24 protein-coding genes and 2 pseudogenes are annotated in these 21217 nt (G+C 72.8%); 14 read left to right on the top strand and 12 right to left on the bottom strand.

What is annotated here, in order from left to right; genetic code table 11:
• Positions 1–8: 8 nt before the first annotated feature.
• A complete protein-coding gene (locus ACFV9J_RS00530) occupies positions 9–179 on the bottom strand; it encodes a hypothetical protein (protein WP_385347752.1) in 171 nt (56 codons plus the stop codon).
• 84 nt (positions 180–263) lie between these two features.
• Between ACFV9J_RS00530 and ACFV9J_RS00525 the strand changes: the two genes are divergently transcribed.
• A complete protein-coding gene (locus tag ACFV9J_RS00525) occupies positions 264–629 on the top strand; it encodes an ArsR/SmtB family transcription factor (protein ID WP_385347750.1) in 366 nt (121 codons plus the stop codon).
• Positions 630–911: 282 nt separating this feature from the next.
• Here the strand turns inward: ACFV9J_RS00525 and arsB are convergent, their stop codons facing one another.
• Positions 912–2021 carry an ACR3 family arsenite efflux transporter gene (gene arsB, locus ACFV9J_RS00520; RefSeq protein WP_385347748.1) on the bottom strand — a complete coding sequence of 370 codons (1110 nt, stop codon included), beginning with the start codon at positions 2019–2021 and terminating at the stop codon, positions 912–914.
• On the bottom strand, positions 2018–2326 hold the full coding sequence (locus ACFV9J_RS00515; protein WP_385347745.1) for an ArsR/SmtB family transcription factor: 309 nt from the start codon (positions 2324–2326) through the stop codon (positions 2018–2020). Before ACFV9J_RS00515 ends, arsB begins: the two co-directional genes overlap by 4 nt.
• Before the next feature lie 95 nt (positions 2327–2421).
• Here ACFV9J_RS00515 and ACFV9J_RS00510 point away from each other — a divergent pair, with 95 nt between their 5' ends.
• Together ACFV9J_RS00510 and ACFV9J_RS00505 are read left to right on the top strand one after the other, a co-directional pair.
• Positions 2422–2835 carry an arsenate reductase ArsC gene (locus ACFV9J_RS00510; RefSeq protein WP_385347743.1) on the top strand — a complete coding sequence of 138 codons (414 nt, stop codon included), beginning with the start codon at positions 2422–2424 and terminating at the stop codon, positions 2833–2835.
• A 70-nt stretch (positions 2836–2905) separates the two neighbouring features.
• Positions 2906–3184, top strand: a pseudogene (locus ACFV9J_RS00505) (alkyl sulfatase dimerization domain-containing protein); the annotation flags it as partial.
• Positions 3185–3288: 104 nt separating this feature from the next.
• Here the strand turns inward: ACFV9J_RS00505 and ACFV9J_RS00500 are convergent.
• Positions 3289–4536, bottom strand: coding sequence for an MFS transporter (locus ACFV9J_RS00500; protein ID WP_385347740.1), 1248 nt, complete (start codon positions 4534–4536; stop codon positions 3289–3291).
• 125 nt (positions 4537–4661) lie between these two features.
• Between ACFV9J_RS00500 and ACFV9J_RS00495 the strand changes: the two genes are divergently transcribed.
• Positions 4662–5219 carry a TetR/AcrR family transcriptional regulator gene (locus ACFV9J_RS00495; RefSeq protein WP_385347737.1) on the top strand — a complete coding sequence of 186 codons (558 nt, stop codon included), beginning with the start codon at positions 4662–4664 and terminating at the stop codon, positions 5217–5219.
• 8 nt (positions 5220–5227) lie between these two features.
• Here ACFV9J_RS00495 and ACFV9J_RS00490 read toward each other — a convergent pair whose 3' ends face one another.
• Positions 5228–5617, bottom strand: coding sequence for a hypothetical protein (locus ACFV9J_RS00490; protein ID WP_385347734.1), 390 nt, complete (start codon positions 5615–5617; stop codon positions 5228–5230).
• 78 nt (positions 5618–5695) lie between these two features.
• Here ACFV9J_RS00490 and ACFV9J_RS00485 point away from each other — a divergent pair, with 78 nt between their 5' ends.
• The gene (locus ACFV9J_RS00485; RefSeq protein WP_385347731.1) at positions 5696–6100 is read left to right on the top strand and encodes a DUF6153 family protein; all 405 of its coding nucleotides are present in this window, start codon (positions 5696–5698) and stop codon (positions 6098–6100) included.
• A gap of 122 nt (positions 6101–6222) precedes the next feature.
• Positions 6223–6918 (top strand): DUF305 domain-containing protein, encoded by a 696-nt coding sequence (locus ACFV9J_RS00480; protein WP_385347728.1) that lies wholly within the window; start codon positions 6223–6225, stop codon positions 6916–6918.
• A gap of 158 nt (positions 6919–7076) precedes the next feature.
• Here ACFV9J_RS00480 and ACFV9J_RS00475 read toward each other — a convergent pair whose 3' ends face one another.
• Together ACFV9J_RS00475 and ACFV9J_RS00470 are read right to left on the bottom strand one after the other, a co-directional pair.
• Positions 7077–8663, bottom strand: a complete 1587-nt coding sequence (locus ACFV9J_RS00475; RefSeq protein WP_385347725.1) for an oxidoreductase — start codon at positions 8661–8663, stop codon at positions 7077–7079.
• A gap of 61 nt (positions 8664–8724) precedes the next feature.
• Complete coding sequence (locus ACFV9J_RS00470) at positions 8725–9291, bottom strand: hypothetical protein (RefSeq protein WP_385347722.1); 567 nt, start codon at positions 9289–9291, stop codon at positions 8725–8727.
• A 171-nt stretch (positions 9292–9462) separates the two neighbouring features.
• On the opposite strand from ACFV9J_RS00470, the gene ACFV9J_RS00465 reads away from it, so the two are divergent.
• From ACFV9J_RS00465 to ACFV9J_RS00455, 3 genes and pseudogenes are all read left to right on the top strand, one after another.
• Entirely contained in the window at positions 9463–10113 is a 651-nt protein-coding gene (locus ACFV9J_RS00465; RefSeq protein ID WP_385347719.1) for a TetR/AcrR family transcriptional regulator, read from the top strand.
• A 44-nt stretch (positions 10114–10157) separates the two neighbouring features.
• A complete protein-coding gene (locus ACFV9J_RS00460; RefSeq protein WP_385348826.1) occupies positions 10158–10565 on the top strand; it encodes a YciI family protein in 408 nt (135 codons plus the stop codon).
• Positions 10566–10573: 8 nt separating this feature from the next.
• A pseudogene (locus ACFV9J_RS00455) lies at positions 10574–11757 on the top strand (RNA polymerase sigma factor).
• Here ACFV9J_RS00455 and ACFV9J_RS00450 read toward each other — a convergent pair.
• Together ACFV9J_RS00450 and ACFV9J_RS00445 are read right to left on the bottom strand one after the other, a co-directional pair.
• Positions 11729–13303 (bottom strand): MFS transporter, encoded by a 1575-nt coding sequence (locus ACFV9J_RS00450; RefSeq protein WP_385348824.1) that lies wholly within the window; start codon positions 13301–13303, stop codon positions 11729–11731. The pseudogene ACFV9J_RS00455 and the gene ACFV9J_RS00450 sit on opposite strands and share 29 nt — an antisense overlap.
• Before the next feature lie 176 nt (positions 13304–13479).
• A complete protein-coding gene (locus ACFV9J_RS00445) occupies positions 13480–14127 on the bottom strand; it encodes a TetR/AcrR family transcriptional regulator (protein WP_385347715.1) in 648 nt (215 codons plus the stop codon).
• Between the two features lie 69 nt (positions 14128–14196).
• Between ACFV9J_RS00445 and ACFV9J_RS00440 the strand changes: the two genes are divergently transcribed.
• Both ACFV9J_RS00440 and ACFV9J_RS00435 read left to right on the top strand, forming a co-directional pair.
• Complete coding sequence (locus tag ACFV9J_RS00440; protein ID WP_385347712.1) at positions 14197–15096, top strand: virginiamycin B lyase; 900 nt, start codon at positions 14197–14199, stop codon at positions 15094–15096.
• Between the two features lie 59 nt (positions 15097–15155).
• Positions 15156–15848 carry a DUF5701 family protein gene (locus ACFV9J_RS00435; protein ID WP_385347709.1) on the top strand — a complete coding sequence of 231 codons (693 nt, stop codon included), beginning with the start codon at positions 15156–15158 and terminating at the stop codon, positions 15846–15848.
• 38 nt (positions 15849–15886) lie between these two features.
• Here the strand turns inward: ACFV9J_RS00435 and ACFV9J_RS00430 are convergent, their stop codons facing one another.
• Together ACFV9J_RS00430 and ACFV9J_RS00425 are read right to left on the bottom strand one after the other, a co-directional pair.
• A complete protein-coding gene (locus ACFV9J_RS00430; RefSeq protein ID WP_385347706.1) occupies positions 15887–16978 on the bottom strand; it encodes a PP2C family protein-serine/threonine phosphatase in 1092 nt (363 codons plus the stop codon).
• Between the two features lie 114 nt (positions 16979–17092).
• Positions 17093–18316, bottom strand: coding sequence for an MFS transporter (locus ACFV9J_RS00425; RefSeq protein ID WP_385347703.1), 1224 nt, complete (start codon positions 18314–18316; stop codon positions 17093–17095).
• Between the two features lie 88 nt (positions 18317–18404).
• Here ACFV9J_RS00425 and ACFV9J_RS00420 point away from each other — a divergent pair, with 88 nt between their 5' ends.
• The 3 genes from ACFV9J_RS00420 (at position 18405) to ACFV9J_RS00410 (ending at position 20866) form a co-directional block, all read left to right on the top strand.
• Positions 18405–19388, top strand: coding sequence for an ArsR/SmtB family transcription factor (locus ACFV9J_RS00420; RefSeq protein ID WP_385347699.1), 984 nt, complete (start codon positions 18405–18407; stop codon positions 19386–19388).
• A gap of 10 nt (positions 19389–19398) precedes the next feature.
• Positions 19399–19932 (top strand): glutathione peroxidase, encoded by a 534-nt coding sequence (locus ACFV9J_RS00415; protein ID WP_385347696.1) that lies wholly within the window; start codon positions 19399–19401, stop codon positions 19930–19932.
• 73 nt (positions 19933–20005) lie between these two features.
• A complete protein-coding gene (locus tag ACFV9J_RS00410) occupies positions 20006–20866 on the top strand; it encodes a MerR family transcriptional regulator (protein ID WP_385347693.1) in 861 nt (286 codons plus the stop codon).
• A 106-nt stretch (positions 20867–20972) separates the two neighbouring features.
• Here the strand turns inward: ACFV9J_RS00410 and ACFV9J_RS00405 are convergent, their stop codons facing one another.
• On the bottom strand, positions 20973–21164 hold the full coding sequence (locus tag ACFV9J_RS00405; RefSeq protein WP_385347690.1) for a DUF397 domain-containing protein: 192 nt from the start codon (positions 21162–21164) through the stop codon (positions 20973–20975).
• Between the last annotated feature and the right edge of the window lie 53 nt (positions 21165–21217).

The following is a 21217-nucleotide window of genomic DNA, read 5'->3' as shown; positions in this document are numbered from 1 at the left end:
GAAGGGGGTCAGCGCGTGCGCGTGAGGGCGGTCAGCCGAGTGTGCCGCCGGCGTTCGGCCGCCCGGGCGGCGCTGTCGCCGACCTGGGCGCAGCTGTCGCAGAAGCTGACGCCGGCCAGGTGGCGGGCGGTGCGACGGGCTCGGGCCGCGGTGAACGCAGTACGAAGGGCGGTGGCCACGACGACTCCTTGTTTCGATGCCTGTCGATACCTGTCTACACCTCGGAGCTTGCCACCAGTATCGACGAGTGTCAACATAGACGCATGTCGAAATCAGAGGTCGTGGAACTTCCCGTCCTGCCGGACAGCAGCGTCGTGCCGTGCTGCCCGCCGATCACCGCCGGAGAGCTGTCCCAGGCGGACGCGGAGAAGATGGCGGCCATGTTCAAGGCGCTGTCGGACCCGGTGCGCCTGCGCCTGTTCTCCAAGATCGCCTCACACCCGGGCGGGGAAGCGTGCGTGTGTGACATCGCGGACGTCGGCGTGTCCCAGCCGACCGTGTCCCACCATCTGAAGAAGCTGCGCGAGGCCGGACTGCTGACGTCCGAACGGCGTGGCACCTGGGTCTACTACCAGGTCGCGCCGTCCGTGGTGGCGGCCATGGCCGCCATGCTCGACCTGCGCGGCTGACCGCTGCCCGAGCCGGGCTGTCGGCTGGCAGAGCGCAACCGGTCGCACAGGAAATCCCGGTCGCGACGGGTCAACGCGATGGCGGGTATGCCGATCGGCTGCAAGCCGGCCTGAGCCTCCTCGGGGACCCGTGGACGGTCCAGCGGGAACACCGCGACCCACTCGTACGCGTTGCCGTCGACCTGCGGAGCCCGCTCCCATTGGATGCCGGGCGTGGCTGGTACGGCGCATTGCCACGGCTCCGCCGGCGGCGGCAGCGTGCCCGGCGATCCGCGTGCCGTGTCACGGTGCCGTCGTCACCGCATCGGCGAGGAACCTCTTGCGCCAGGCGAGCGCGACGTAGACCAGGCCGATCAGCACCGGGACTTCGATGAGCGGTCCGACCACGCCGGACAGGGCCTGGCCGGAGGTGACGCCGAAGGTGGCGATGGCGACCGCGATGGCCAGCTCGAAGTTGTTGCCGGCCGCGGTGAACGCCAGCGTGGTGGTGCGGTCGTAGGCGAGCCCCAGGCCCTTGCCGAGCAGGAAGGTGCCGAAGAACATGACCGCGAAGTAGACGAGCAGCGGCAGGGCGATCCGGGCGACGTCCAGGGGCTGGGAGGTGACGGTCCTGCCCTGCAGGGCGAAGAGGATGACGATCGTGAACAGCAGTCCGTACAGCGCCCACGGCCCGATCTTCGGCAGGAAGCGCTGTTCGTAGCCCTCGCGGCCCATCTTCCGCTCACCGATCCGGCGGGTGAGGAAGCCGGCAAGCAGCGGGACTCCGAGGAAGACGACCACGTTCAGGGCGATCTTCCACATCGAGATGTCCAGGTGCTCTCCCTCGCCGAGGCCGAGCCGGCCGGGCAGCAGGTCGAGGTAGAACCAGCCGAGCAGGCCGAACGCCAGGACCTGGAAGACCGAGTTCAGCGCGACGAGCACGGCCGCGGCCTCGCGGTCGCCGCAGGCCAGGTCGTTCCAGATGATCACCATGGCGATACAGCGGGCGAGGCCGACGATGATCAGGCCGGTGCGGTACTCGGGCAGGTCCGGCAGGAAGATCCACGCCAGGGCGAACATCACCGCAGGCCCGAGGATCCAGTTGATGACCAGGGAGGAGATCATCAGCTTCCGGTCGCCGGTGACGGCGTCCAGCCGGTTGTAGCGGACCTTGGCAAGGACCGGGTACATCATCACGAGCAGGCCGAGCGCGATCGGTAGGGAGATACCGCCGACCTCCAGCTTCGCCAGCACGTCGTTCAGCCCTGGAACGGCCCGTCCGAGCCCGAGGCCGACGGCCATGGCGAGCAGGATCCAGACCGCGAGGTAGCGGTCGAGGGTGGAGAGCTTCTTGACGATCGAGTCGTCGCCGCCCCCGGCCTGCACGGAGGTGGTGGGCTCGGTGGAGGTCACGGGCAGGCCCTCTTGTTCTCGGCGGCGGTGCGGGCGGAGGCGGCGAGTTCGGCGAACTGCTCGGACAGGCCGGTCAGGACCTCGGGCCTGAGCTTGTAGTAGGTGTAGCGGCCGCAGGGCTCGGTCTCCACGATCCCGGCCTCGCGCAGCACCTTCATGTGGTTCGAGAGGTTGGTCTGCTTGGCTCCGGTCTCCTCGATCAGGTGCGTCGTGCAGAGCGTCTCGCGCGCCAGCAGGGTCACGATCCGAAGGCGGAGCGGATCACCCAGCACCCGGATCACATCAGGATCGACTGAAGTCAGCATGCACTGATACTTTCATATCATCACTCGCTGATACCAGCGGGGACTGAAGTCATTGGCGGCCGGGTTCCGCCACGCGACGGGAGAGATCGATCACCATGGCCGACAAGCCGTCAGTCCTGTTCGTCTGCGTCCACAACGCCGGCCGCTCCCAGATGGCCGCCGCGTGGCTGACCCACCTGGCTGGCGACCGCGTCGAGGTCCGCTCAGCCGGCTCCGCCCCCGGCGGCCAGGTCAACCCGGCCGCCGTCGAGGCCATGGCCGAGGTCGGCATCGACATCTCCGCCGAGGTGCCGAAGATCCTCACCGTCGACGCGGTGAAGGAGTCGGACGTCTGCATCACCATGGGCTGCGGCGACACCTGCCCCGTCTTCCCCGGCAAGCGCTACCTCGACTGGAAGCTCGACGACCCGGCCGGCCAGGGCGTCGAGGCCGTCCGCCCCATCCGCGACGAGATCAAGACCCGCGTCGAGTCCCTCATCGCCGAGATCGGCATGAAGCGTGAGGCGTGAGGCGTGAGGCCGCGGCAGCGGCAGCGTGTTACGCGAAGGCGCTCCCGGTCACGCCGGTCACCTTTCGCCCGACGCGCTGTTCGCCTCCCACCACCGGCCGACCTGGGGCACCGGACGGATCGAGCGGTTCCTGTCCGAGCAGCGCGACCTCTACGCCTACCTGCACGACCAGACCCTGCGGCTGACCAACCAGGGCCACACCGGCACCGAGATCGCCGAGCGGTACGTCGACTGCATAGGAGGCCTGGACGCCGTCCTGGCCAAGGCCCGCTCCTACGCCGACGACGGCGACCTGCGCTTCGCCGCGCAGCTCCTCAAGCACGCCACCTTCGCCACGCCGGACCGGGCCGAGGGGGTATCACCCTCTCCGTCCATCGCGACCGGGCGCCGAAGCCGCTTGCTGAACTGCCGCGATGCGCGAACCCCCAGGTCACCCCCAGGTCACCTCCCAGGTCACCCCTCGGTGCGCTGCGCCGGCCGTTCCGCCGCGTGTCCGGCGGGGGCGCTGGTGTCGGCTCCGCGGTGGCGGGAGTGGTGGGTTCCGGCGGCCGGGGCGGCGAGGGCGGCCGCGGCGACGAAGGCCAGCACCACGACCATCGCCGGACGCAGCCCGTAGTGATCGCCCAGGAAACCGAGGGTGGGCGGCCCCACCAGGAAGGCGAAGTAGCCGATCGTCGCCACGAGACCGACCCGGGCGGTCTCGTCGGGCCCCGAGTCGCCCGCCGCCGACAGGGCCACCGGAAAGCCCAGGGACGCGCCCAGTCCCCAGAACAGGACGGCGGCCGCGGCCACGCCGGTGTTGTCGGAGAAGATGACCAGGCAGAGGCCGAGGGCGCCGGAGACGGCACTGGCCCGTACGACGGTCGCCCGGCTGTGGCGGCTGAGGAAGAACGTGCCGCCGAAGCGTCCCAGGGTCATCGCCGCGGCGAACCCCACGTAGACGAGCGAGCCGGCGGCGGCGTCGAGCCCGTGGCCGTCGACCATGAGCAGCGGCAGCCAGTCGTTGGCGGCGCCCTCGGCGAGAGCCATCGCCAGGACGATGGCCCCGATCAACAGGAGCCGCCGGTCCCTCCACACCCGCGGCTTCGCGGGGCCCGCGGAGTCCGGGCCGGGCAGTGCGGCCCGGATCCCGGTCCCGGCGGGGACGGCGCCGATGGCGTACGTGAAGATCCCGGCCGCCACCAGGGCCACGGCCGGCAGGTGCCAGTGGGCGGGGAACGCCGCGGCGGTGGCCGCCATGCCGGCCAGGGCTCCGACGACGGTGCCCAGGCTGAAGCAGCCGTGCAGGGTGGGAAGGACCGGCCTGCCGGTGATCCGTTCCACGTCGGCGCCGTCCACGTTGATCGCCACCTCGCCCGCCCCGGTCCCCAGGCCGAACAGACACAGTCCCGCGGTGACCAGGGGCGCGGAGGCGAGGGCGCTGCCCGCGCCGACGACGGCCACGCTCGCGACGATCAACAGCGTGCCGACCGCCGTCACGGGCCTGGTCCCGAACCGCGACACCAGACGGCCGGAGCAGAGGATGCCGGTCATCGAGCCGACGGACAGGCCGAACAGCACCAGCCCCATCTGCGCCGTGGACACGCCCAGACGGTCACGGATGTCCGGAGTGCGCGTGACCCATGAGGACATGGCGATGCCGTTGAGGAAGAAGAAGAGGTACAGCGCCCGGCGGCGTCGCTGAACAGCGCGGTCTGTCAAGGAGGGGCTCCGCCGGGGTTGGACACAATGGAGGACAGGCAGGCGACGATCTCGCGTCACCCACCGAGTATGCACAAATGTACACACCGGCTGGGGAGACCGAAAAGACAAGGCGGACAACGGAGATGACCGGCAGCACCCGTGGCCCCAACGACCCCCTGCGCCGCGAACGCATTCTCGACGCCGCGCTCGACGTCGTCGCCGAGCACGGCGCCATCAAGGTGACCTTCCGCAGGATCGCCGAAGCGGCGGGTGTACCGCTGGGGTCGCTGACCTACTACTTCGACGACATGCAGCACCTGCTGACCGACGCCTTCACCCGGCTCGCCGAGACCGTCTCCACGCGCTACGGCGCCCTCCTGGAGGCCGCACGGACCCGCCAGGAGGCCGAGGAAGCGGTCGTCGAGATCATCTGCGGCAAGGTCTGGGGAACCGACCGCAACCTCCTGCTCAGCTACGAGCTCTACGCCTTCGCCACCCGCCACCCCCAGGTGCGCGCCGTCATGCGCTCCTGGATGCGCGCCAGCCGGGACTCCCTGGCCAGGCACTTCGACCCGCTCACCGCACGCGCCCTCGACGCCCTGGTCGAAGGCTTCTCCATCCACAACTCCGTCGACCTGAGCCCCACCGCCCGCGAGGACGTCGCCGCCGTCGTCAGCGCCGTCGTCGACCGGCACCGGTGAGCGGGGGGTCAGGCGCCGGGGTCGACTTCGGGGTGGGTGAAGCGCACGGGCTTGTCCAGTGAGCGGGCGTAGGCGATTTCGGCTCGGGTGCTGTCTCCGACGTAGTCGCCGACCACGAGCACCTCGTCGGCGAGCCGGATCTTCGCCCGGTGCAGCTCGTCCAGGCGTGCCTTCAGTGCCTCGGCCTCGACGGGATCGGACCAGAGTGCGTGCGGCGACTTCATGTCACAGCCCGGCTTGACGACGATCCTTCCGGCTGTGGTCTCCCGCACGTCGGCCTCGGTCATCTCGGTCATGAAACGGGTGGAGCCGCAGATCACGACGATACGCGGGAGGCTCAGCCGCCTCTTCGCGTCGGCGAGCGTCTCCTCGGGGGCGGGCGGTAGCGGGTGTGACACCGGTTCCTCCTAGTGGTGTTCGCGTGACCCGATGGTCTCCTACGAGGGCGCACCACGAGAGGCCCGTACGATGAACGCGTGACCAGGAGCACCCGATCAAGCAGCCGCCCGGCCGGGCGGCTGTTCGTGCTGCTGGTGCTGGCGGTGCTGGCCGGTGTGCTGGGCATGCACGGCCTCGCCCCCGGTGCGATGCCGCCGGGTCAGGCGGGTGCCGGTCACGGGATGGTGATGACCGCGGCGGCCGGCGCGCCGCACGCGGACGGGGGATGTACGCACGCGGACGGCGGTTCGGGTCACCACCTCGATCATGCCGATGGGACGTGTGCGGCGGCCGGCACCGGGTCGGCGTACACGCCGCCCGCGTTGACCGGCGCCCTGCCGGCCGCGCCCGCGGCTCCCGCGCCCACCGGGGCGTTCCCGGGGGCGCCGCATGACGGCCGGGCCCCGCCCGACCTCTCCGAGCTGCAGCTCCTGCGGATATAGAGCGGCCCGCCCGGCTCCCGCGCGCCCGGCCCTTGCCGGTGGCGGGTGCCGTGTTCCCGCACGCTCTGCATCCGTTCCCACCGCGTGCCGCGCGACGGCGCGCGTCAAGGAGTTGCACCACCATGATCCGCAAGCGTTCCCTCATGCACCGCACTGCCGTCGTGGCCGCCGCAGGCGCGGCAGCCCTGGTCCTGGCCGCCTGTGGCGGCAGCGGCGACGACGACGGCTCGGCGGGGCACGGCGGCCACGCCGCCCCCGCGTCCTCGTCCGCCCCGTCATCCGCGTCGCCATCGGCGTCGGCGTCGGCGTCGGCGTCGGCGTCGGCATCACAGGGGCAGCACAACGCCGCCGACGTCGCCTTCGCGAAGGGGATGATCCCCCACCACCGCCAGGCCGTCGAGATGGCCGACCTCGCGCCCGGCCGTGCGCGGTCGGCCGAGGTGAAGCAGCTCGCCGCCGACATCAAGAAGGCCCAGGACCCGGAGATCAGGACACTCTCCGGCTGGCTGACCTCGTGGGGCGAGGACGTGCCCGCCGAGGGCGCCATGGACCACTCCACGCACGGCATGGACGGCATGGACGGCATGGACGGCATGATGACGGCCGAGGAGATGACCGGGCTCGAGAACGCCTCGGGCAAGGCCTTCGACACCGCGTTCACGGAGCTGATGATCAAGCATCACGAAGGCGCGGTCGAGATGGCGAGGACCGAGCAGGCCGACGGCACCTACGGACCGGCCAAGAAGATGGCCGCGGAGATCATCGACTCGCAGAGCGCGGAGATCGAGCAGATGAACGCGCTGCTCGGCAAGGACTGACCGCACCGCACCCGCCCGGGGGGTCCGCCTCCCGGGCTCCCCGGCTCACGCTCCGCGCCCTCTGGGCGCGGTCGCGTGCGCGCGGCTTGGCGAGGAGGCGGCCGACGTGGGTCTTGACCGTGGCCGGGCTCGGGATGAGGTGCGCCGCGATCTCCGTGTCACTGTCGGCTCAGGGTGCGGGACACTCCCGCGGTGACCGTCGTGGCCAGGATCCAGCCCGCCGTGATCAGGGCGTAGGACAGCCACTGGCCGGGGCCCCTGGGTCCGAAGGCCGGCTCCTGGCCGAAGGTGATGATCGGGACGAGGAGGTCGAGGGTGTAGAAGACGGCGTTGAAGGGCGGGGCCTTGGCCGCTTCGAGGGGGGCCGGGGTGTGCTGGGCGAAGTAGAGGGCTCCGCAGGCCAGAAGGGCCAGCAGCCACAGGCCGGCGCGGAGGGGGCGGTAGCCGTAGCCGACGGAGACGTCCTGGACGTGGCCCCACAGGCGGGTGTGCGGAGGGAGGGTGGCACGGCGGTGGCGCTGCTTGGCCAGCAGGACCGTGCGGGCCTCGTCCTCGTGGCCCAGCCGCCGGTAGGCCGCCGCCAGTTGCTCGTACGGCTGGGGGATGTAGTCGCCCGTCGTGCGTCGGATCCAGCGGACTCGCTGCGCGGCGGGGAGCGGGAACGCGAGGGCCTCGTACGTCGCGTCGGCCAGGCGCAGGTCGGTGGGCCAGGTCTCCTGGGCGTCGTACAGCGTGCCCAGCCGGGCGTTGCGGGCGTCCACCACCGCGTCGATCGGCCGGCGGGTGCGCAGGTCGGTGTCCCGGGCCTGGGTCGCCCGGAGGGACAGGGCGGTGCCGTCCTTACGGGTCAGTTCGGCGTCGCGGAAGCTCAGTTCCGTGCCGACGCGGGTGCCGTCGAGCTTCACCGTGCCGTCGACCGTGAGTCCGAGGCCCAGGTCGAAGTTGCGGTCGACCGTGACGTCCACCGCCTCCAGGGCGATGTCGCCCGGGTTGCTCAGCCGGGCCCCGCAGAATCCGATGGCCGCCGCGACGGTGGCGCCGGAGAGGATGACCCGGCCCTCGGCGCTGAAGCCGGGGTGGCAGGTGAAGTCCTCGGCGACACGGATGTGGTAGGCGTCCAGGGCGTGGCCGCCGGGAGCCCGGAGCGAGGCGCCCTCCAGGTCGAACTCGCCCTCTATGGAGGCGCCGGAGAGCCGGAACGTCCCCTCGACGTCCAGGTTCGCGCACAGCGCGTCGCCGCCCACCTGGGCGTGGACGGCCGCTATGGCCTCCCCGGCGGGGAAGCGGACCGCCGTGTCGCGCAGGTCCAGGTCGCCGTTGACCTGGGTGCGGGTGAGGGCCAGGGGGCCCGTCAGGGTGCAGTGGGAGACGACCAGCCTCCCGTCGATCTGCGCCGTGTCGGCCAGCAGCCCGGGCAGGACGCACCCCGTCAGGGCCAGCTCACGGGTCCGGGCTCCCTGGAGCAACGGCGCCGCGTCGAAACGGCAGTCGGTGAGGTGAACCGGTACGGCGACCTCCGTGAAGCCGATGTCCAGGCGGCCCGTGAGGTGCGCACCGGTGAGCCGGAGGGCGGGGCGGTCGCCGGGGTCGTGGTCGGCGTTGGCGCCCAGCAGCAGGGACGCCACGACCTCGGACCGGACGACCGGGTCCGAGGTCGAGGGATCGTCCCGGAGGTCGACGGGGCGGCCCTTCGGGAAGGCGTCCCACAACCGGCGTTCTTGGGCGTTGAGTTCGTCGAGGCGCACGAGTGACGATCTTCCCGGGGCAGGAGCGTGCCGGACAAGCCGTTTCGCCGCCGCGGTCCCCTCAGGCCCCAGGGCCGCGTCCCCCGCGCCCCAGGCGGAGGGCGGAGACCAGGAAGAAGACGCCGCCGAGGAAGGCGTAGCCCGCGAGGCTGCTCAGCGAGGGGGCCTCGGCGCCGGCCTGCGAGACGAACGAGAGCCCGGCGAGCGTGGAGATGGCGCCGCTGACGATCATCGGCCACTGCCCGCCCAGCCGGCGGCGGACGGCGCCCGCGACGAGCTGGACGATTCCCGCGGTGACCGCCCACGCACCCCAGACCCGCAGGACGGCCGGGATGCCCGAGGTCGCGGCGAGAGCGAGGGCGAGGACGGTCAGGGAGCTGATCGCGATGTTCGCGTACAGGGGCGCGGCGGGGCCGCCGTTCGCCCTCGCCGACCGGACGTCGACGACCGCGGCCGCCACGTCGAACAGCGGGTAGACCAGCAGCAGCGCCGTGCTCAGCGGGCCCAGCGCGTCGGCGGTGGCGAAGACCAGCGCGGCCCACACGGCGGCGAACGCGAAGCGGAGGAAGTACAGCTTCCGGAGCGTGACGGGGACGCTGGCGGGCGGTGCGACGACGACGGTGTCCACGGTGAGTGCCTTTCGGTGCGGCGGACGGGAGGGGGGGCAGACACGAGGCAGGAGGAGGAAGAGGAGGAGGTAGAACGTTCGGTCTCGCTCGCCCCGTCACGCAGTCAACGGCTTCCCGCCTCCCCTGTCAAGACCGAACGTTCTACCTCGCCACCTTGATACGGTGGACCCATGAGCCCGAGCCCCGAAGCCGCCGCCCGCACCCCCTCCGAAGCGCGAGCCCGGCTGCTCGGCACCGCCACGAGGATCTTCTACGCCGAGGGCATCCACTCCGTCGGCATCGACCGGATCACCGCGGAGGCGCAGGTCACCCGCGCCACGCTGTACCGGCACTTCTCGGGCAAGGAAGACCTCATCCTCGCCTACCTCGACCAGGCCGACCGGGGCATCCGGGCCCAGGTGACCGCGGCCAGGGACAGCAGTCCGTCGGCCGACGGGCAGGTCCGGGCCGTCGCGCGCTCCATCGTGGACGGGATCCGGTCCCCCGGTTTCCGCGGCTGCGCCTTCCTCAACGCCGTGGCCGAGTACCCGGACCCGGCCCACCCCGTGCACCGGGCCGTGCTGGCCCACCGGCAGTGGTTCCTGGACACCGTCACGGAGCTGCTCGCGCAGGTCGGGGACGGTGACGGCGTCGCCGCCGGGCGGCACCTCGTCATGCTCCGGGACGGTGCGATGGCGGCCGGGTGCCTCTTCGACCCCGAGCTGGTCTCCGAGACCTTCCTGCACGGCGTGGAAGGGGTCCTGAGGGACGTCTCGGAAAAAATCTCCGCCCGGCCCGCCCGCCGTGTCGAGAACGCGCGTCCCGCTCCGTCCCAGGGGTGAAGGCGGCCACAATGGGCCGCACCAGCACCGAGGAGAGACCCATCATGGCCAAGTACCTGCTGCTCAAGCACTACCGAGGCGCCCCGGAGTCGGTCAACTCCGCGCCGATGGACCAGTGGACGCCCCAAGAGATCTCGGCCCACATGCAGTACATGCAGGACTTCGCGGACCGGCTCGAGAAGAGCGGTGAGTTCGTCGACGGGCAGGCGCTCGCCCCCGAGGGGGCGTGGGTCCGGTACGACGGCGAGGGCAAGCCGCCGGTCACCGACGGGCCGTTCGCCGAGACCAAGGACCTCATCGCCGGGTGGATGGTGATCGACGTCGACAGCTACGAGCGCGCCGTCGAGCTGGCCGGGGAGCTGTCCGCCGCCCCGGGTGCGGGCGGGAAGCCGATCCACGAGTGGCTGGAGCTGCGTCCGTTCCTGACCGCCGCCCCGGCCGTCACGGACTGACTCCGCCGATGGACGAGGCCCTGATCAGGAGCCTCACGCCCGGCGTGCTGACCGTCCTCGTCCGCCGCGGAGCCGACTTCGCGGCGGCCGAGGACGCGGTCCAGGACGCGCTGGTCGAGGCGGTCCGCGGGTGGCCGGCCGACCCGCCGCGGGACCCGAAGGGCTGGCTGGTCACGGTCGCCTGGCGGCGGTTCCTGGACGCGGCCCGCGCCGACACCGCCCGCCGGCGGCGCGAGGACCGCGTCGAGGAGGAACCGGCGCCCGGCCCGGCCCCGGACGTGGACGACACGCTCCAGCTCTACTTCCTGTGCGCGCATCCGTCCCTGACGCCGTCCTCCGCGGTCGCGCTCACGCTGCGCGCCGTCGGCGGTCTGACCACCCGGCAGATCGCCCGGGCGTACCTGGTGCCCGAGGCGACGATGGCGTGGGGGTACCTCCCACGCCCTTAAGGCAGTGGGGGAGGATCAGCCGGGCCAAGCGCACCGTGTCCGGTGTCCGGTTCGACCGGCCCGGTGACGTCGCCACCGTGCTGCGCGTCCTCTACCTCGTCTTCAACGAGGGCTACTCCGGTGACGTCGACCTCGCCGCCGAGGCCGTCCGGCTCACCCGGCAGCTCGCGGCCTCGGTCGACCACCCGGAGGTGGCCGGGCTGCTGGCGCTGATGCTGCTCCACCACGCGCGGCGGGCCGCCCGGACCGCACCCGACGGGAGTCTGGTGCCGCTCGCCGAACAGGACCGCGGCCGGTGGGACACCGCGTCGATCGCGGAGGGCGTGCGGATCCTTCAGGCGGCGCTCGCCCAGGACCGGCTGGGCGAGTTCCAGGCCCAGGCCGCCATCGCCGCCCTGCACGCCGACGCGCCCACCGCCGGGGAGACCGACTGGGTGCAGATCGTGGAGTGGTACGACGAGCTGGCGCGCCTGACCGACAACCCCGTGGTCCGGCTCAACCGCGCGGTCGCCGTCGGGGAGGCCGACGGGCCGCGGGCCGGACTCGCGGCGCTCGCGGCGCTGGAGGACACGCTGCCCCGCCACACCGCGGTGGCGGCGTACCTGCACGAGCGCGACGGCGACCTGGACACGGCCGCGCGGCTGTACGCCGAGGCGGCCCACAAGGCACCCGCGCTCGCCGAGCGCGACCACCTGACCCGCCAGGCGGCCCGCCTCAACTCCCGTCGCCGCGGGCGCCGGTGACCGGGGCGCCGGTGCCCGGTGCGGGCGGGCCGGGCTCTCCCGGCGCCGCGTTCACGTCGGCCGGCCGGCCGCCCGGGTGCCGCAGGGCGCAGAAGTAGCCGATCGCGAGGGCGACGGCCATGCCGTAGAAGACCCACTGGTTGGCCTCGGCGAAGTCGAGGCGGATGGCGGGCATCGCGTCCCGCATGGCCGTCTCGGTCGGGCCGTCGCCCGTCGGGGTGCGGGCGTCCGCGTTGCCGGTGATCGCCTCCGTGACGTCCCGGGCCATGGAGTGCCGCCCGTCCGGCGGCACTCCGCGCGCACGGAGGGTCTCCTCGACCCGGTCGGTCATGCTGTGCGTCAGCATGGTGCCGAAGACGGCCAGGCCGACGCTGGCGGCGTAGTTGCGGACGGTCTGGGTGATGCCGGTGACCTCGCCGTAGGAGGAGTCGATCGAGCGGTTGACGGCGTCCGTCGAGGCGGGGGCGAGGACGAAGCCGATGCCCGCGCCGGCCAGCGCGGCGTAGGGCCACTGGTCGTGCATGGACAGGTCGGTGAGCTTGCCGGCCCACAGCGCGAAGCCGACGGCGCCCAGCGCGCAGCCGATCCTGAGCGCCGGGCGGGCGCCCCGCTTGTCGAGGATGCGGCCGCCCCACTGGGAGGCGATGGCGAACCCGGCGAAGACGTACAGCAGGTACAGGGCGGCCTGGTTGGGTGAGGCGCTGAGCGAGACCTGGGCGTAGACCGAGGCGAAGAAGAACAGCGGGACGAACGCCAGCATGGCGAAGAAGAGCACCAGCGCGTCCACCGTGAAGGCGCGGTCGCGGAAGACCGCGAGGTTGACCAGGGGGTGGCCGGTGCGCAGTTCGTAGCGGCAGAAGACGTAGAGGACGGCGAGGCCGCCCACGATGCAGATCCAGGTCGCCGCGTTGTCCCAGCCCCAGGCCGCCGACTGCTGGAAGCCGAGCACGCTCAGGCCCATGCCGGCGACGATCAGCAGCGCGCCCTTCACGTCCAGCGACTCCTCGCGCCGGCGGTCGGGGATGCCGGCCAGCGCCGTCAGGACCAGCGCCGCGATCGCCACGGGGACGTTGACCCAGAAGATCGCCCGCCAGGTCCACGCGGTCAGCCAGCCGCCGAGCAGCGGGCCTACGGCGGTCAGGGCGCCGGTGAGGCCGAAGAAGAGGGCGAGCGCGCGGCCCCGGCGCCCCACCGGGAACACGGCGACGACCACGGCGAGCGCGGCCGGGAAGAGCAGCGCGGCGCCCAGTCCCTGGGTGGCGCGGAAGACGATCAGCCAGGTCAGCGCGTAGTCGCCGGAGGGCACGCAGCCGCACAGGACCGAGGAGACGACGAAGACCAGGGTGCCGAGCACGACCACGCGCCGGGGCCCCCACAGGTCCGCCAGACGTCCGCCCAGGGCGAAGAAGGCGGCGAGGGCCAGCAGGTAGGCGTTGATCACCCACTGCATGCCCGAGGCCGACAGGCCCAGTTCGGAGACGATGTCGGGGGCCGCGATCGAGACGATCGTCTGGTCGATGAACGTCATCGCCACCGCGAACATCATCGCGGCGAGGGCCAGCGACTGGGAGGTGGCACGGCGACCGGCACCGGGCGTGCTCTGGTCCCGCTTCGGAGGTGATCCGCTCACCCGGCCAGTCTGCGCTCGCGCCGGTGCCCCCGCATCCGCACGCTCCGGGCGCCGGGGTCCGGGGTCCGGGCCCGGACCCGGCACCACCGCGTCTAGGGGCGGCGCCCGTACTCCGCGAGGGCCGGGGTCAGCAGGTCGAAGGCCCGGGGTGCCTCCCGCGCCAGCACCTCGGCGATCTCCGGGTTGGCGCGCCCCGCCAGGGTCAGCTCCTGGATGCGGTTGAACAGGACGCGGTGGACGCCGCCCAGCAGAGCCGCGGCCGTGCGCGGGGTGATGTCGTCGGGCGGGGTGTCCGTGGTGTCGGCCAGGGCCGCGGTCAGCGCCTCCTCCCGCCGGTCGTGCAGGCCGCGCAGGCACGCGGTGAGGGTGGGGCTGTCGGCGACCATGCGGGTGAAGGCCAGGCCGGCGAAGCCCGCGACCGGGTCCTGGGCCGCCACGGCCGCCAGGAAGGCGTGGCGCAGGGCCGTCAGCGGGGTCTGGCCGGCCCCGCGCGCCGTCACGGTGGCGGCCAGGGCGGCGACGAACTCGTCCTGGTGGTCCAGGGCGAGATCCTCCTTGCGCGGGAAGTAGTTCGTCACGGTCTTCTTGGCGACCCGGGCGGCGTCGGCGATCTCCGCGATCGTCGTGTGCTCGAAGCCGCGCTCGATGAAGAGCCGGGTCGCGTGGTCGGAGATCAGCTGCCGCGTCTCGCGCTTCTTGGTCTCGCGCAGGCCCAGCGCCGGGGTGGTGTTCGGATCCATGGGCGAATCTTACCTCGGTAGTATTTTTATGTTGACGGTCAGAGTATCCTCTGAGTAAAATTACCCTCGATGAACGAATTCAACGAGAGCTACGACACCGACTCCGTACGCGAGTTCACCGTGAGCGACGCGGACGCCGGCCCCTACGCGCTCGCCGAGGGACCGGACGGCGCCCTGTGGTTCACCCTGGTCCACCGGGGCGCCGTCGCCCGCAGGGACCCGGACGACGGGCGGGTCACCGTCCATCCGGTCGGCGACGGTCCGACCGTGATCGCACCCGGGCCCGACGGCGCCCTGTGGTTCACCGAGTACCGGGCGCACCGCATCGGCCGGATCACCCCCGAGGGCCACTACGCGTCGTTCGCGCCCCTCACCCCCGAGGGCGGGCCGTTCGGGATCACCGCGGGGCCGGACGGCGCCATGTGGTTCACGCTCTCCTCGGCCGACCGCGTCGGCCGCGTCACCATGGACGGCGAGGTCACCGAGCATCCGGCGCCCGGCGCCTTCCCGTCCGCCCTCACGACCGGTCCGGACGGCGCCCTGTGGTGCACGCTCAACCAGGGCAACGCGATCGGGCGGCTGACCCCCGACGGCCACGGCACCGAGTACCCGCTGCCGACGCCGGGCGCCGCGCCGGTGGGCATCGCCGCGGGGCCCGACGGCGCCCTGTGGTTCACCGAGATCGGGGCCGGGCGGATCGGCCGGATCACCGTGACCGGCGATCTCACCGAGTACCCGCTGTCCGACCCCGCAGCTCGGCCGCACGCGGTGACGGCGGGGCCCGACGGCGCGCTGTGGTTCACCGAGTGGGGCAGTGGCCGGGTCGGCCGGATCGCCGTCGACGGCCGCGTCACCTCGTACCCGCTCTCCCGTACCGACTGCGAACCGCACGGCATCGCCGTACACGACGGCGCCCTGTGGTGCGCCCTGGAAACCGGCTCCCTGGCCAGGATCCAGGTCCCGGCCTGACCGCACCTCGCGCACCAGCGCGCATTCACCAGCACCCGCACCCGGAAGGACACACTCGTTTGACCGACTCGACGCACTCCCCCGCCCCCGACGCCGCCGACGCCGCCGCCGAGTTCGACCGGCAGGTCCGCACCCTCGTCGCGCTCGGTTACCCGGCGCTGTCCGACCGTACCCAGGAGCAGTTCGCCGAACTGGTGGCGCCGCTGCGCGCCGAGGCCGTGGCCCGCACGGACCGGGCGGCGTACTCGGCGTACGAGCCCGCCGCGTCCGGCCGGGTGCCCTTCGTCCTGGTCGTCGGACGCGAACTCGCCCCCGTCGAAGGGACCATGCCGTTGACCACGCTGCGCGGCGGCCGGCTGCCGGGGTTCGTCGACCGCAGCTTCGAACCGGGCTCTCTGGAACGGTTCGTCGCCACCGGTACGACCCGGCCGCCCGGGCGGGACGGCGTCCATCTGCTGTTCGACGTCGAGCGCGGCGAGGAGTTCTGCGGGGCCGTGCCGGGCGACGCGCTGGCCACCGTCGCGGAGCGGGGCCGCACACCGCTCACCATCGAGGAGGGCATCGCCCTGCTGACCCACGTGCCGGAGGTCCTGGTCAAGAACAAGTGCTTCTCGCTGGGCGGTTCACGGTGCGGTGACCGCCGGGTCCCGGCGCTGTGGATCAGCAAGCGCGCCCCGAAGCTCGGCTGGTGCTGGGAGGGCAACCCGCACACCTGGCTCGGGATGGCGTCGGCGGGGGCGCGGCACGCCTGAGCGCCGTCACCGCGTTGCTCCGTCACTGCGTTGCTCCGTCACACCGGGGTGCTCGGTGCGGCGCCGGTCCCTCCCTGGTAGCGCAGGAGCAGCATCGCCGCGTCGTCGTGGTGGGGCCCCGCCGCGTGCCGGACCAGGTCCTCACGCAGGGCGTCCAGGGCGCGGTGGATGTCGGGGTCCTTCAGGAGGTGGGCGCGCTCGGCGAGCGGGTAGAAGCCGCCCCGCTCGTCGCGGGCCTCCGTGACGCCGTCGGTGTAGAGGAGCAGTTGGTCGCCGGGGCGGAAGGGCACCGGGAAGGGGTCGGGGCCGGGGCCGCCGTGCGCGGCCAGGCCCAGCGGCAGGGCGTACGCGGGCGGCTCCGGGAAGTCGGCGGTGCCGTCGCCGTGGACGAGCAGCGGCGCCGGGTGGCCGTAGTTCAGGAGGACGACCCGGTGGTCGTGGCCGATCTCGGCGAGGATCGCGGTGACGAACTTCTCGTCCTCCAGCTCCCGGGCGACGCTGCGCTCCAGCCGTTCGCCGAGTTTGACCAGGTCCTCCTCGTCGTACGCCGCCTCCCGGAAGGCGCCGAGGACCCGGGCGGCGGTCTCCACCGCGGCCAGCCCCTTGCCCTGGACGTCGCCCACGATCACCCGGACACCGTGCGGCGAGGCCACCACCTCGTACAGGTCGCCGCCGATCCGGGCCTCGGCGACCGCCGAGGTGTAGGAGACGGCCGCGTGCAGCGGGCCCGCGGTCAGCGGCACCGGGCGCAGCAGCACCCGCTGGGCCGCTTCCGCGATCGAGCGCACGCTGGCCAGCTCCGCCTCGCGGCGCGAGCGCATCACGGCCGCCGCGATGCCGACGCCGGTCACCCCGGCCACCGACAGCATGGCGGTGTAGCCGCGGGGGCGGTCGAAGAGCCCGTTGTACATGCCGAGGCCGACGCAGAGCAGCAGCGCGGCCAGTCCGATCACCGCGGTGCGCCGCCAGCCGCCGACCAGTGAGCCGAACGCCGGTCCCAGCGACACCAGCGGCAGCAGACCCACCCCGGGTCCCATCGTGAGGTCCACGACGGCGACCACCGCCATCGCGGCGAACGGCATCCAGGACAGCAACGCCACGGAACCGGGCGACGCCTTCTTCACGGTCATGACTACTCCGGTGTCGCAGCGCTCAAGAGCCGCCCTCTCCCTGTCCTCAGGCGTCCTCCCCAGCCTCTCACCCTAGGCAAAGGGGTGATGCGCGCAGGAGTTCCCGGGCTGTCCTTAACCCAATCGAGGCCGTATCGCCGCCCGCGTCGGCAGCAGCCCGCCGTCGGGCGCGTCCCGCCGGCTCGCCAGGGTCAGGGTCAGCGTCACCGCCAGCGAGGCGAGCGCCGTCACGGACATGGCCGTCGCCGGTGAGGTGAACTGGGCCACCGTGCCCGCCAGGATCGCGGCGAGGCCCTGCAGGGTGAGCATCCCGGCGGAGTGCAGCCCGAGGGCGTGCCCGGAGAGTTCGTCGGGGGTCAGGGCGACCAGGCGCTCCTGCTGCACCAGGCTCGCGCCGAAGCCCACCGACGCCAGTCCGACCAGTACGACCGTCAACGGCAGCGGCGGGCGCAGGAAGAGGACGAGGTACGGAGCGGCCAGCAGCGCCAGGAGCGGGACGCCGAGCCGCGGCCGCAGCCGGGCGGGCAGCAGCCGGCCGACCGTCACGTCCCCGGCGAGCATGCCCAGCGCCCCGCAGGCGAACAGGGTGCCGGCAGCGCGCGGGTCGTAGGAGACGAACAGCGACTCGCAGCCCACGACGAGGCCGTTGGGCACCCACAGGGCCAGGTACACGTGACGGCGCGGACGGGCCGACCAGAGCAGGGAGTTGGCCCGCCAGGTGGCACGGACGGAGGGGCGGCTCAAGACCCGGGGCGGACGGCGGGTCAGGCGCAGGGCGAGAGCGGCCGACACGCCGTACAGACCGGCCGCGAGCAGCAGGCACAGGCGCGGCGACAGCAGGGCCACCAGGACGCCGCCGGTCGCGTATCCGGCGATCTGCATGAGGCCGCTCATCATGTTGAAGAGCGAACGCCCGGTCAGGTAGCCGTCCTTGGCGAGGATCTCGGTCAGCAGGCCCCAGCGGACGCCGCCGCCGAGCGAGGCGATCAGCCCCTCGACGAGCACGATGACGAGCATCGCCCACACCGGCAGGCCGGGCAGCGCGAGGGCCGCGGTGGCGGCGGCGAAGGACAGTGAGAGGCCCGCCAGCGTCGCGCGGGGCGGCAGCCGGTCGGCGCCGGAGAGGAAGAAGGTGGCGCCCAGCACCTGGGCGAGCGCCGGGCCGAACATGCTGACCGCGGACAGCAGCGGCGATTGCGTCGCCCGGAACACCAGGGTGCCGAGCGCGAGCCCGCTCACCGTCTGGGCGGCGATGTTGGCGGAGGAGGAGAGGAAGAGGGGGCTGAACTCGGGGGTGCGGAAGAGGTCCGCGTAGGTCCTGCGCGGTGTGTCCGGCATGCGGGGAGTGTGGGGTGGGCGGAGGACCGGCCGTTATTGTTTCGCGTGGAAGCGAAAGGTCACGAGCGGCGCGGAGGTCGACGACCGTATGGGCTGGTGGGAGATCAACGCCGACACCCTCGCGCGCGGCCGTTTCGTCGTGTCCCCGCTCGACGAGACCCTCGCCTGTCTGAAGATGCTGCACGCGGGGGTCGCCGGGCATCCCGGTGAGCGGGCCTGGCTCGACACCCACCGGCCCGCCCATCTGCGCCGCATGGCGGCCGACCCGGTGACCGCGCTGCTGGTGGCCTCCGGCCTGGGCCGGGAGTGGAACGCCGACTTCCTCACGCCCACCCCGGTCGAGGACCAGAGCTTCGCGGAGGGCGTCGCGCGGATCCGGGCGGCCCGCCCCGAGGTGGCACGCGCCGACCTGGCCGTCTCCCTGGGGGGCACGCTCCCGGCGGCCCTGGACCGCGACGACCTGCCGGAGCGGGCCGCCGCGCTCCTTGAGGAGGTCTGGGCCGAGGCGGTACGGCCGGACTGGGACCGGCGCCGCCGGGTGCTGGAGGCGGACGTCGTCGCGCGGACCGCGCAGGTGAGCCGGGGCGGCTGGGCGACGGTGCTGGACGCCCTGCGGCCCGGCACCCGCTGGCTGGGCGACAACCGGCTCCAGATCAACCTGAACCCGTACCCGCCGCGCGAGCTGTCCGGGGCCGAGCTGCTCCTCGTGCCGGTCACCGCGCAGCGGCACGGCTGGGTGGCCTGGGAGGAACCGGAACGGTACGCGATGGTCTACCCGTGCGCGGGCGCCCTCGCGGACGACGGCGCCCGGCGCGTACCCGCGGCCCTCGGCGCGCTGCTCGGCCCGGCCCGCGCGGGCGTGCTGACGCTGCTCGGCACCCCCATGAGCACCAGCCAGCTGGTCGGCGTGACCGGGCAGGGCCTCGGGTCGGTCGGACGGCACCTGCGGGTGCTGCTCGACGCGGGCCTGGTGGAGCGCCGCCGCGCGGGCCGCTCGGTGCTGTACTCACGGACACCGGCCGGGGAGGTCCTCGTCGAGGCGGGCGCCGGGAGGGGTGGGGGGCCGGACTAGCATCCGGTGCATGACGAGCGCACCGAACACGCGGAACGACGACAGCCTTCCCCCCGGCCTTCCCCTCGACGTCGAGATCGGCGCCCTCCAGGGCGGGGCCGCGGACCTCTCGCAGTACGCCGGCCGGGTCGTGCTGGTGGTCAACGTGGCCTCCAAGTGCGGGCTCACCCCGCAGTACGCCGGCCTGGAGCGACTGCACGAGCGGTACGCGGAGCAGGGGTTCACCGTGCTGGGCGTGCCCTGCAACCAGTTCATGGGCCAGGAGCCGGGCAGTGCCGGCGAGATCGCCGAGTTCTGCTCGGCGACGTACGGGGTCACCTTCCCGATGACCGAGAAGGCCGAGGTCAACGGCGAGGGCCGGCATCCGCTGTACGACCGGCTGACCGGCTTCGCGGACGCGGAGGGCCACAGCGGGGACATCCGCTGGAACTTCGAGAAGTTCCTGATCGGGCGGGACGGCAAGATCGCCGCGCGCTTCTCGCCGCAGACCGAGCCGGAGGCGGCCGAGGTCGTGGCGGCCGTCGAGGAACGCCTCGCCGGTTGACCTTGCCCCTGGGGCAAGGCCGAGCCTCTCCGTCGTCGGGCGGAACAGCCGCCCGGCGACGGAGGACGACGACGTGGACGACGGCGTGGACGACGAGTTGCTGACCATCGGCGCGTTCGCCGCGCGGGCCCGGCTGTCGGCCAAGGCCCTGCGGCTGTACGACCGGCTGGGTCTGCTGGCGCCCGCCCACGTGGACGAGGCGACCGGCTACCGCTACTACCGGGCCGGCCAGGCCGAACGCGCCCGGCTGGTGGCCCTGCTGCGCCGGCTGGACATGCCGCTCGCCCGGATCGCCGAGGTGGTCCGCGCGGACGGCGACCGGGCGGCCGGTCTGCTCGACGGCTACTGGGCGGACGTGGAGGCCCGGGTGGCCGGTCAGCGCACGCTCGTCGCGTACCTCCGTGGACGACTGTCGGGAAGGGATTCCGAGGTGTACGGAGAGTTCGTGGTCGAGACGGTGGACGTGCCCGAGCAGGTGGTGATCAGCGAGACCCGGCACACGCTGGCGAGTGAGCTGCCGGCCTGGATCGGCGCCTCGATGGGCCGCCTGGAGGAGGCCGCCCGGGGCTGCGGGGGTGTGACGGCGGCGCCGTACGTCGTCTACCACTCGGACGTGTCGATGGAGAGCGACGGCCCGGCCGAGTCCTGTGTGCCGGTCGCCGACGGGGCGGCGGCGCAGGCGTGGAGCGAGGAGCGGGGGCGGGCGTGGCAGACGCGGGTGCGGGTGGAGCCGGCCGGGCGGCTGGCCTACACCCGGATCACCAAGGCCCAGGTGGCGTATCCGCAGATCCTGGCCGCCTTCGGGGCGGTGGAGGAGTGGATCACCGCACAGGGCCTGACGGTGGCGGGGCCGTGCCGCGAGGTGTACTTCGCCGACTGGGATGCCGCGGGTCCCGAGGACCCGGTGTGCGACGTGGCGTTCCCGGTGAGCTGAGCTGAATCGAGCTGAACCGCACCGGCGGGCGCCCTCTCGGCAAGGTCGGCGAACTGGTCGAGAGGGCTCCGCCGGTGGTACCGGCGGCGGGTGACGCGTGGCGGCGTTACTCCTTGACCGAGGTCACGAAGGCGGTCCACGTGTCGGCGGGGAACGCGAGGACCGGTCCGCCGGTCACCTTGGAGTCGCGGACGGCGAGTGCCGCCACGAGCGGTGACCGGACCTCGACGCACGCGCCGTTTCCGCCGGAGTAGGAGGACTTGGTCCACGATTCCTGGGCGCCCTGAAGAATTGCCATGTCTGCTCCGATGACGAGTCGCGAGTGTGGTTTACGCCAATGACGTTTGATCT

It is taken from the genome of Streptomyces sp. NPDC059906, from assembly GCF_042730645.1.
Taxonomy (GTDB): Bacteria; Actinomycetota; Actinomycetes; order Streptomycetales; family Streptomycetaceae; genus Streptomyces; species Streptomyces rubrogriseus.
The sequence above is the reverse complement of the archived record's forward strand: the minus strand, read 5'-3'. Positions and strand labels throughout refer to the sequence as shown.

What these genes read in the sequence shown, in the direction of transcription:
- ACFV9J_RS00525 (WP_385347750.1), top strand. Translation starts at nt 264, where the DNA reads ATGTCGAAATCAGAGGTCGTGGAACTTCCCGTCCTGCCGGACAGCAGC.
- ACFV9J_RS00515 (WP_385347745.1), bottom strand. Translation starts at nt 2,326, where the DNA reads ATGCTGACTTCAGTCGATCCTGATGTGATCCGGGTGCTGGGTGATCCG.
- ACFV9J_RS00510 (WP_385347743.1), top strand. Translation starts at nt 2,422, where the DNA reads ATGGCCGACAAGCCGTCAGTCCTGTTCGTCTGCGTCCACAACGCCGGC.
- ACFV9J_RS00495 (WP_385347737.1), top strand. Translation starts at nt 4,662, where the DNA reads ATGACCGGCAGCACCCGTGGCCCCAACGACCCCCTGCGCCGCGAACGC.
- ACFV9J_RS00480 (WP_385347728.1), top strand. Translation starts at nt 6,223, where the DNA reads ATGATCCGCAAGCGTTCCCTCATGCACCGCACTGCCGTCGTGGCCGCC.
- ACFV9J_RS00465 (WP_385347719.1), top strand. Translation starts at nt 9,463, where the DNA reads ATGAGCCCGAGCCCCGAAGCCGCCGCCCGCACCCCCTCCGAAGCGCGA.
- ACFV9J_RS00460 (WP_385348826.1), top strand. Translation starts at nt 10,158, where the DNA reads ATGGCCAAGTACCTGCTGCTCAAGCACTACCGAGGCGCCCCGGAGTCG.
- ACFV9J_RS00450 (WP_385348824.1), bottom strand. Translation starts at nt 13,303, where the DNA reads ATGATGTTCGCGGTGGCGATGACGTTCATCGACCAGACGATCGTCTCG.
- ACFV9J_RS00445 (WP_385347715.1), bottom strand. Translation starts at nt 14,127, where the DNA reads ATGGATCCGAACACCACCCCGGCGCTGGGCCTGCGCGAGACCAAGAAG.
- ACFV9J_RS00440 (WP_385347712.1), top strand. Translation starts at nt 14,197, where the DNA reads ATGAACGAATTCAACGAGAGCTACGACACCGACTCCGTACGCGAGTTC.
- ACFV9J_RS00430 (WP_385347706.1), bottom strand. Translation starts at nt 16,978, where the DNA reads ATGACCGTGAAGAAGGCGTCGCCCGGTTCCGTGGCGTTGCTGTCCTGG.
- ACFV9J_RS00425 (WP_385347703.1), bottom strand. Translation starts at nt 18,316, where the DNA reads ATGCCGGACACACCGCGCAGGACCTACGCGGACCTCTTCCGCACCCCC.
- ACFV9J_RS00420 (WP_385347699.1), top strand. Translation starts at nt 18,405, where the DNA reads ATGGGCTGGTGGGAGATCAACGCCGACACCCTCGCGCGCGGCCGTTTC.
- ACFV9J_RS00415 (WP_385347696.1), top strand. Translation starts at nt 19,399, where the DNA reads ATGACGAGCGCACCGAACACGCGGAACGACGACAGCCTTCCCCCCGGC.
- ACFV9J_RS00405 (WP_385347690.1), bottom strand. Translation starts at nt 21,164, where the DNA reads ATGGCAATTCTTCAGGGCGCCCAGGAATCGTGGACCAAGTCCTCCTAC.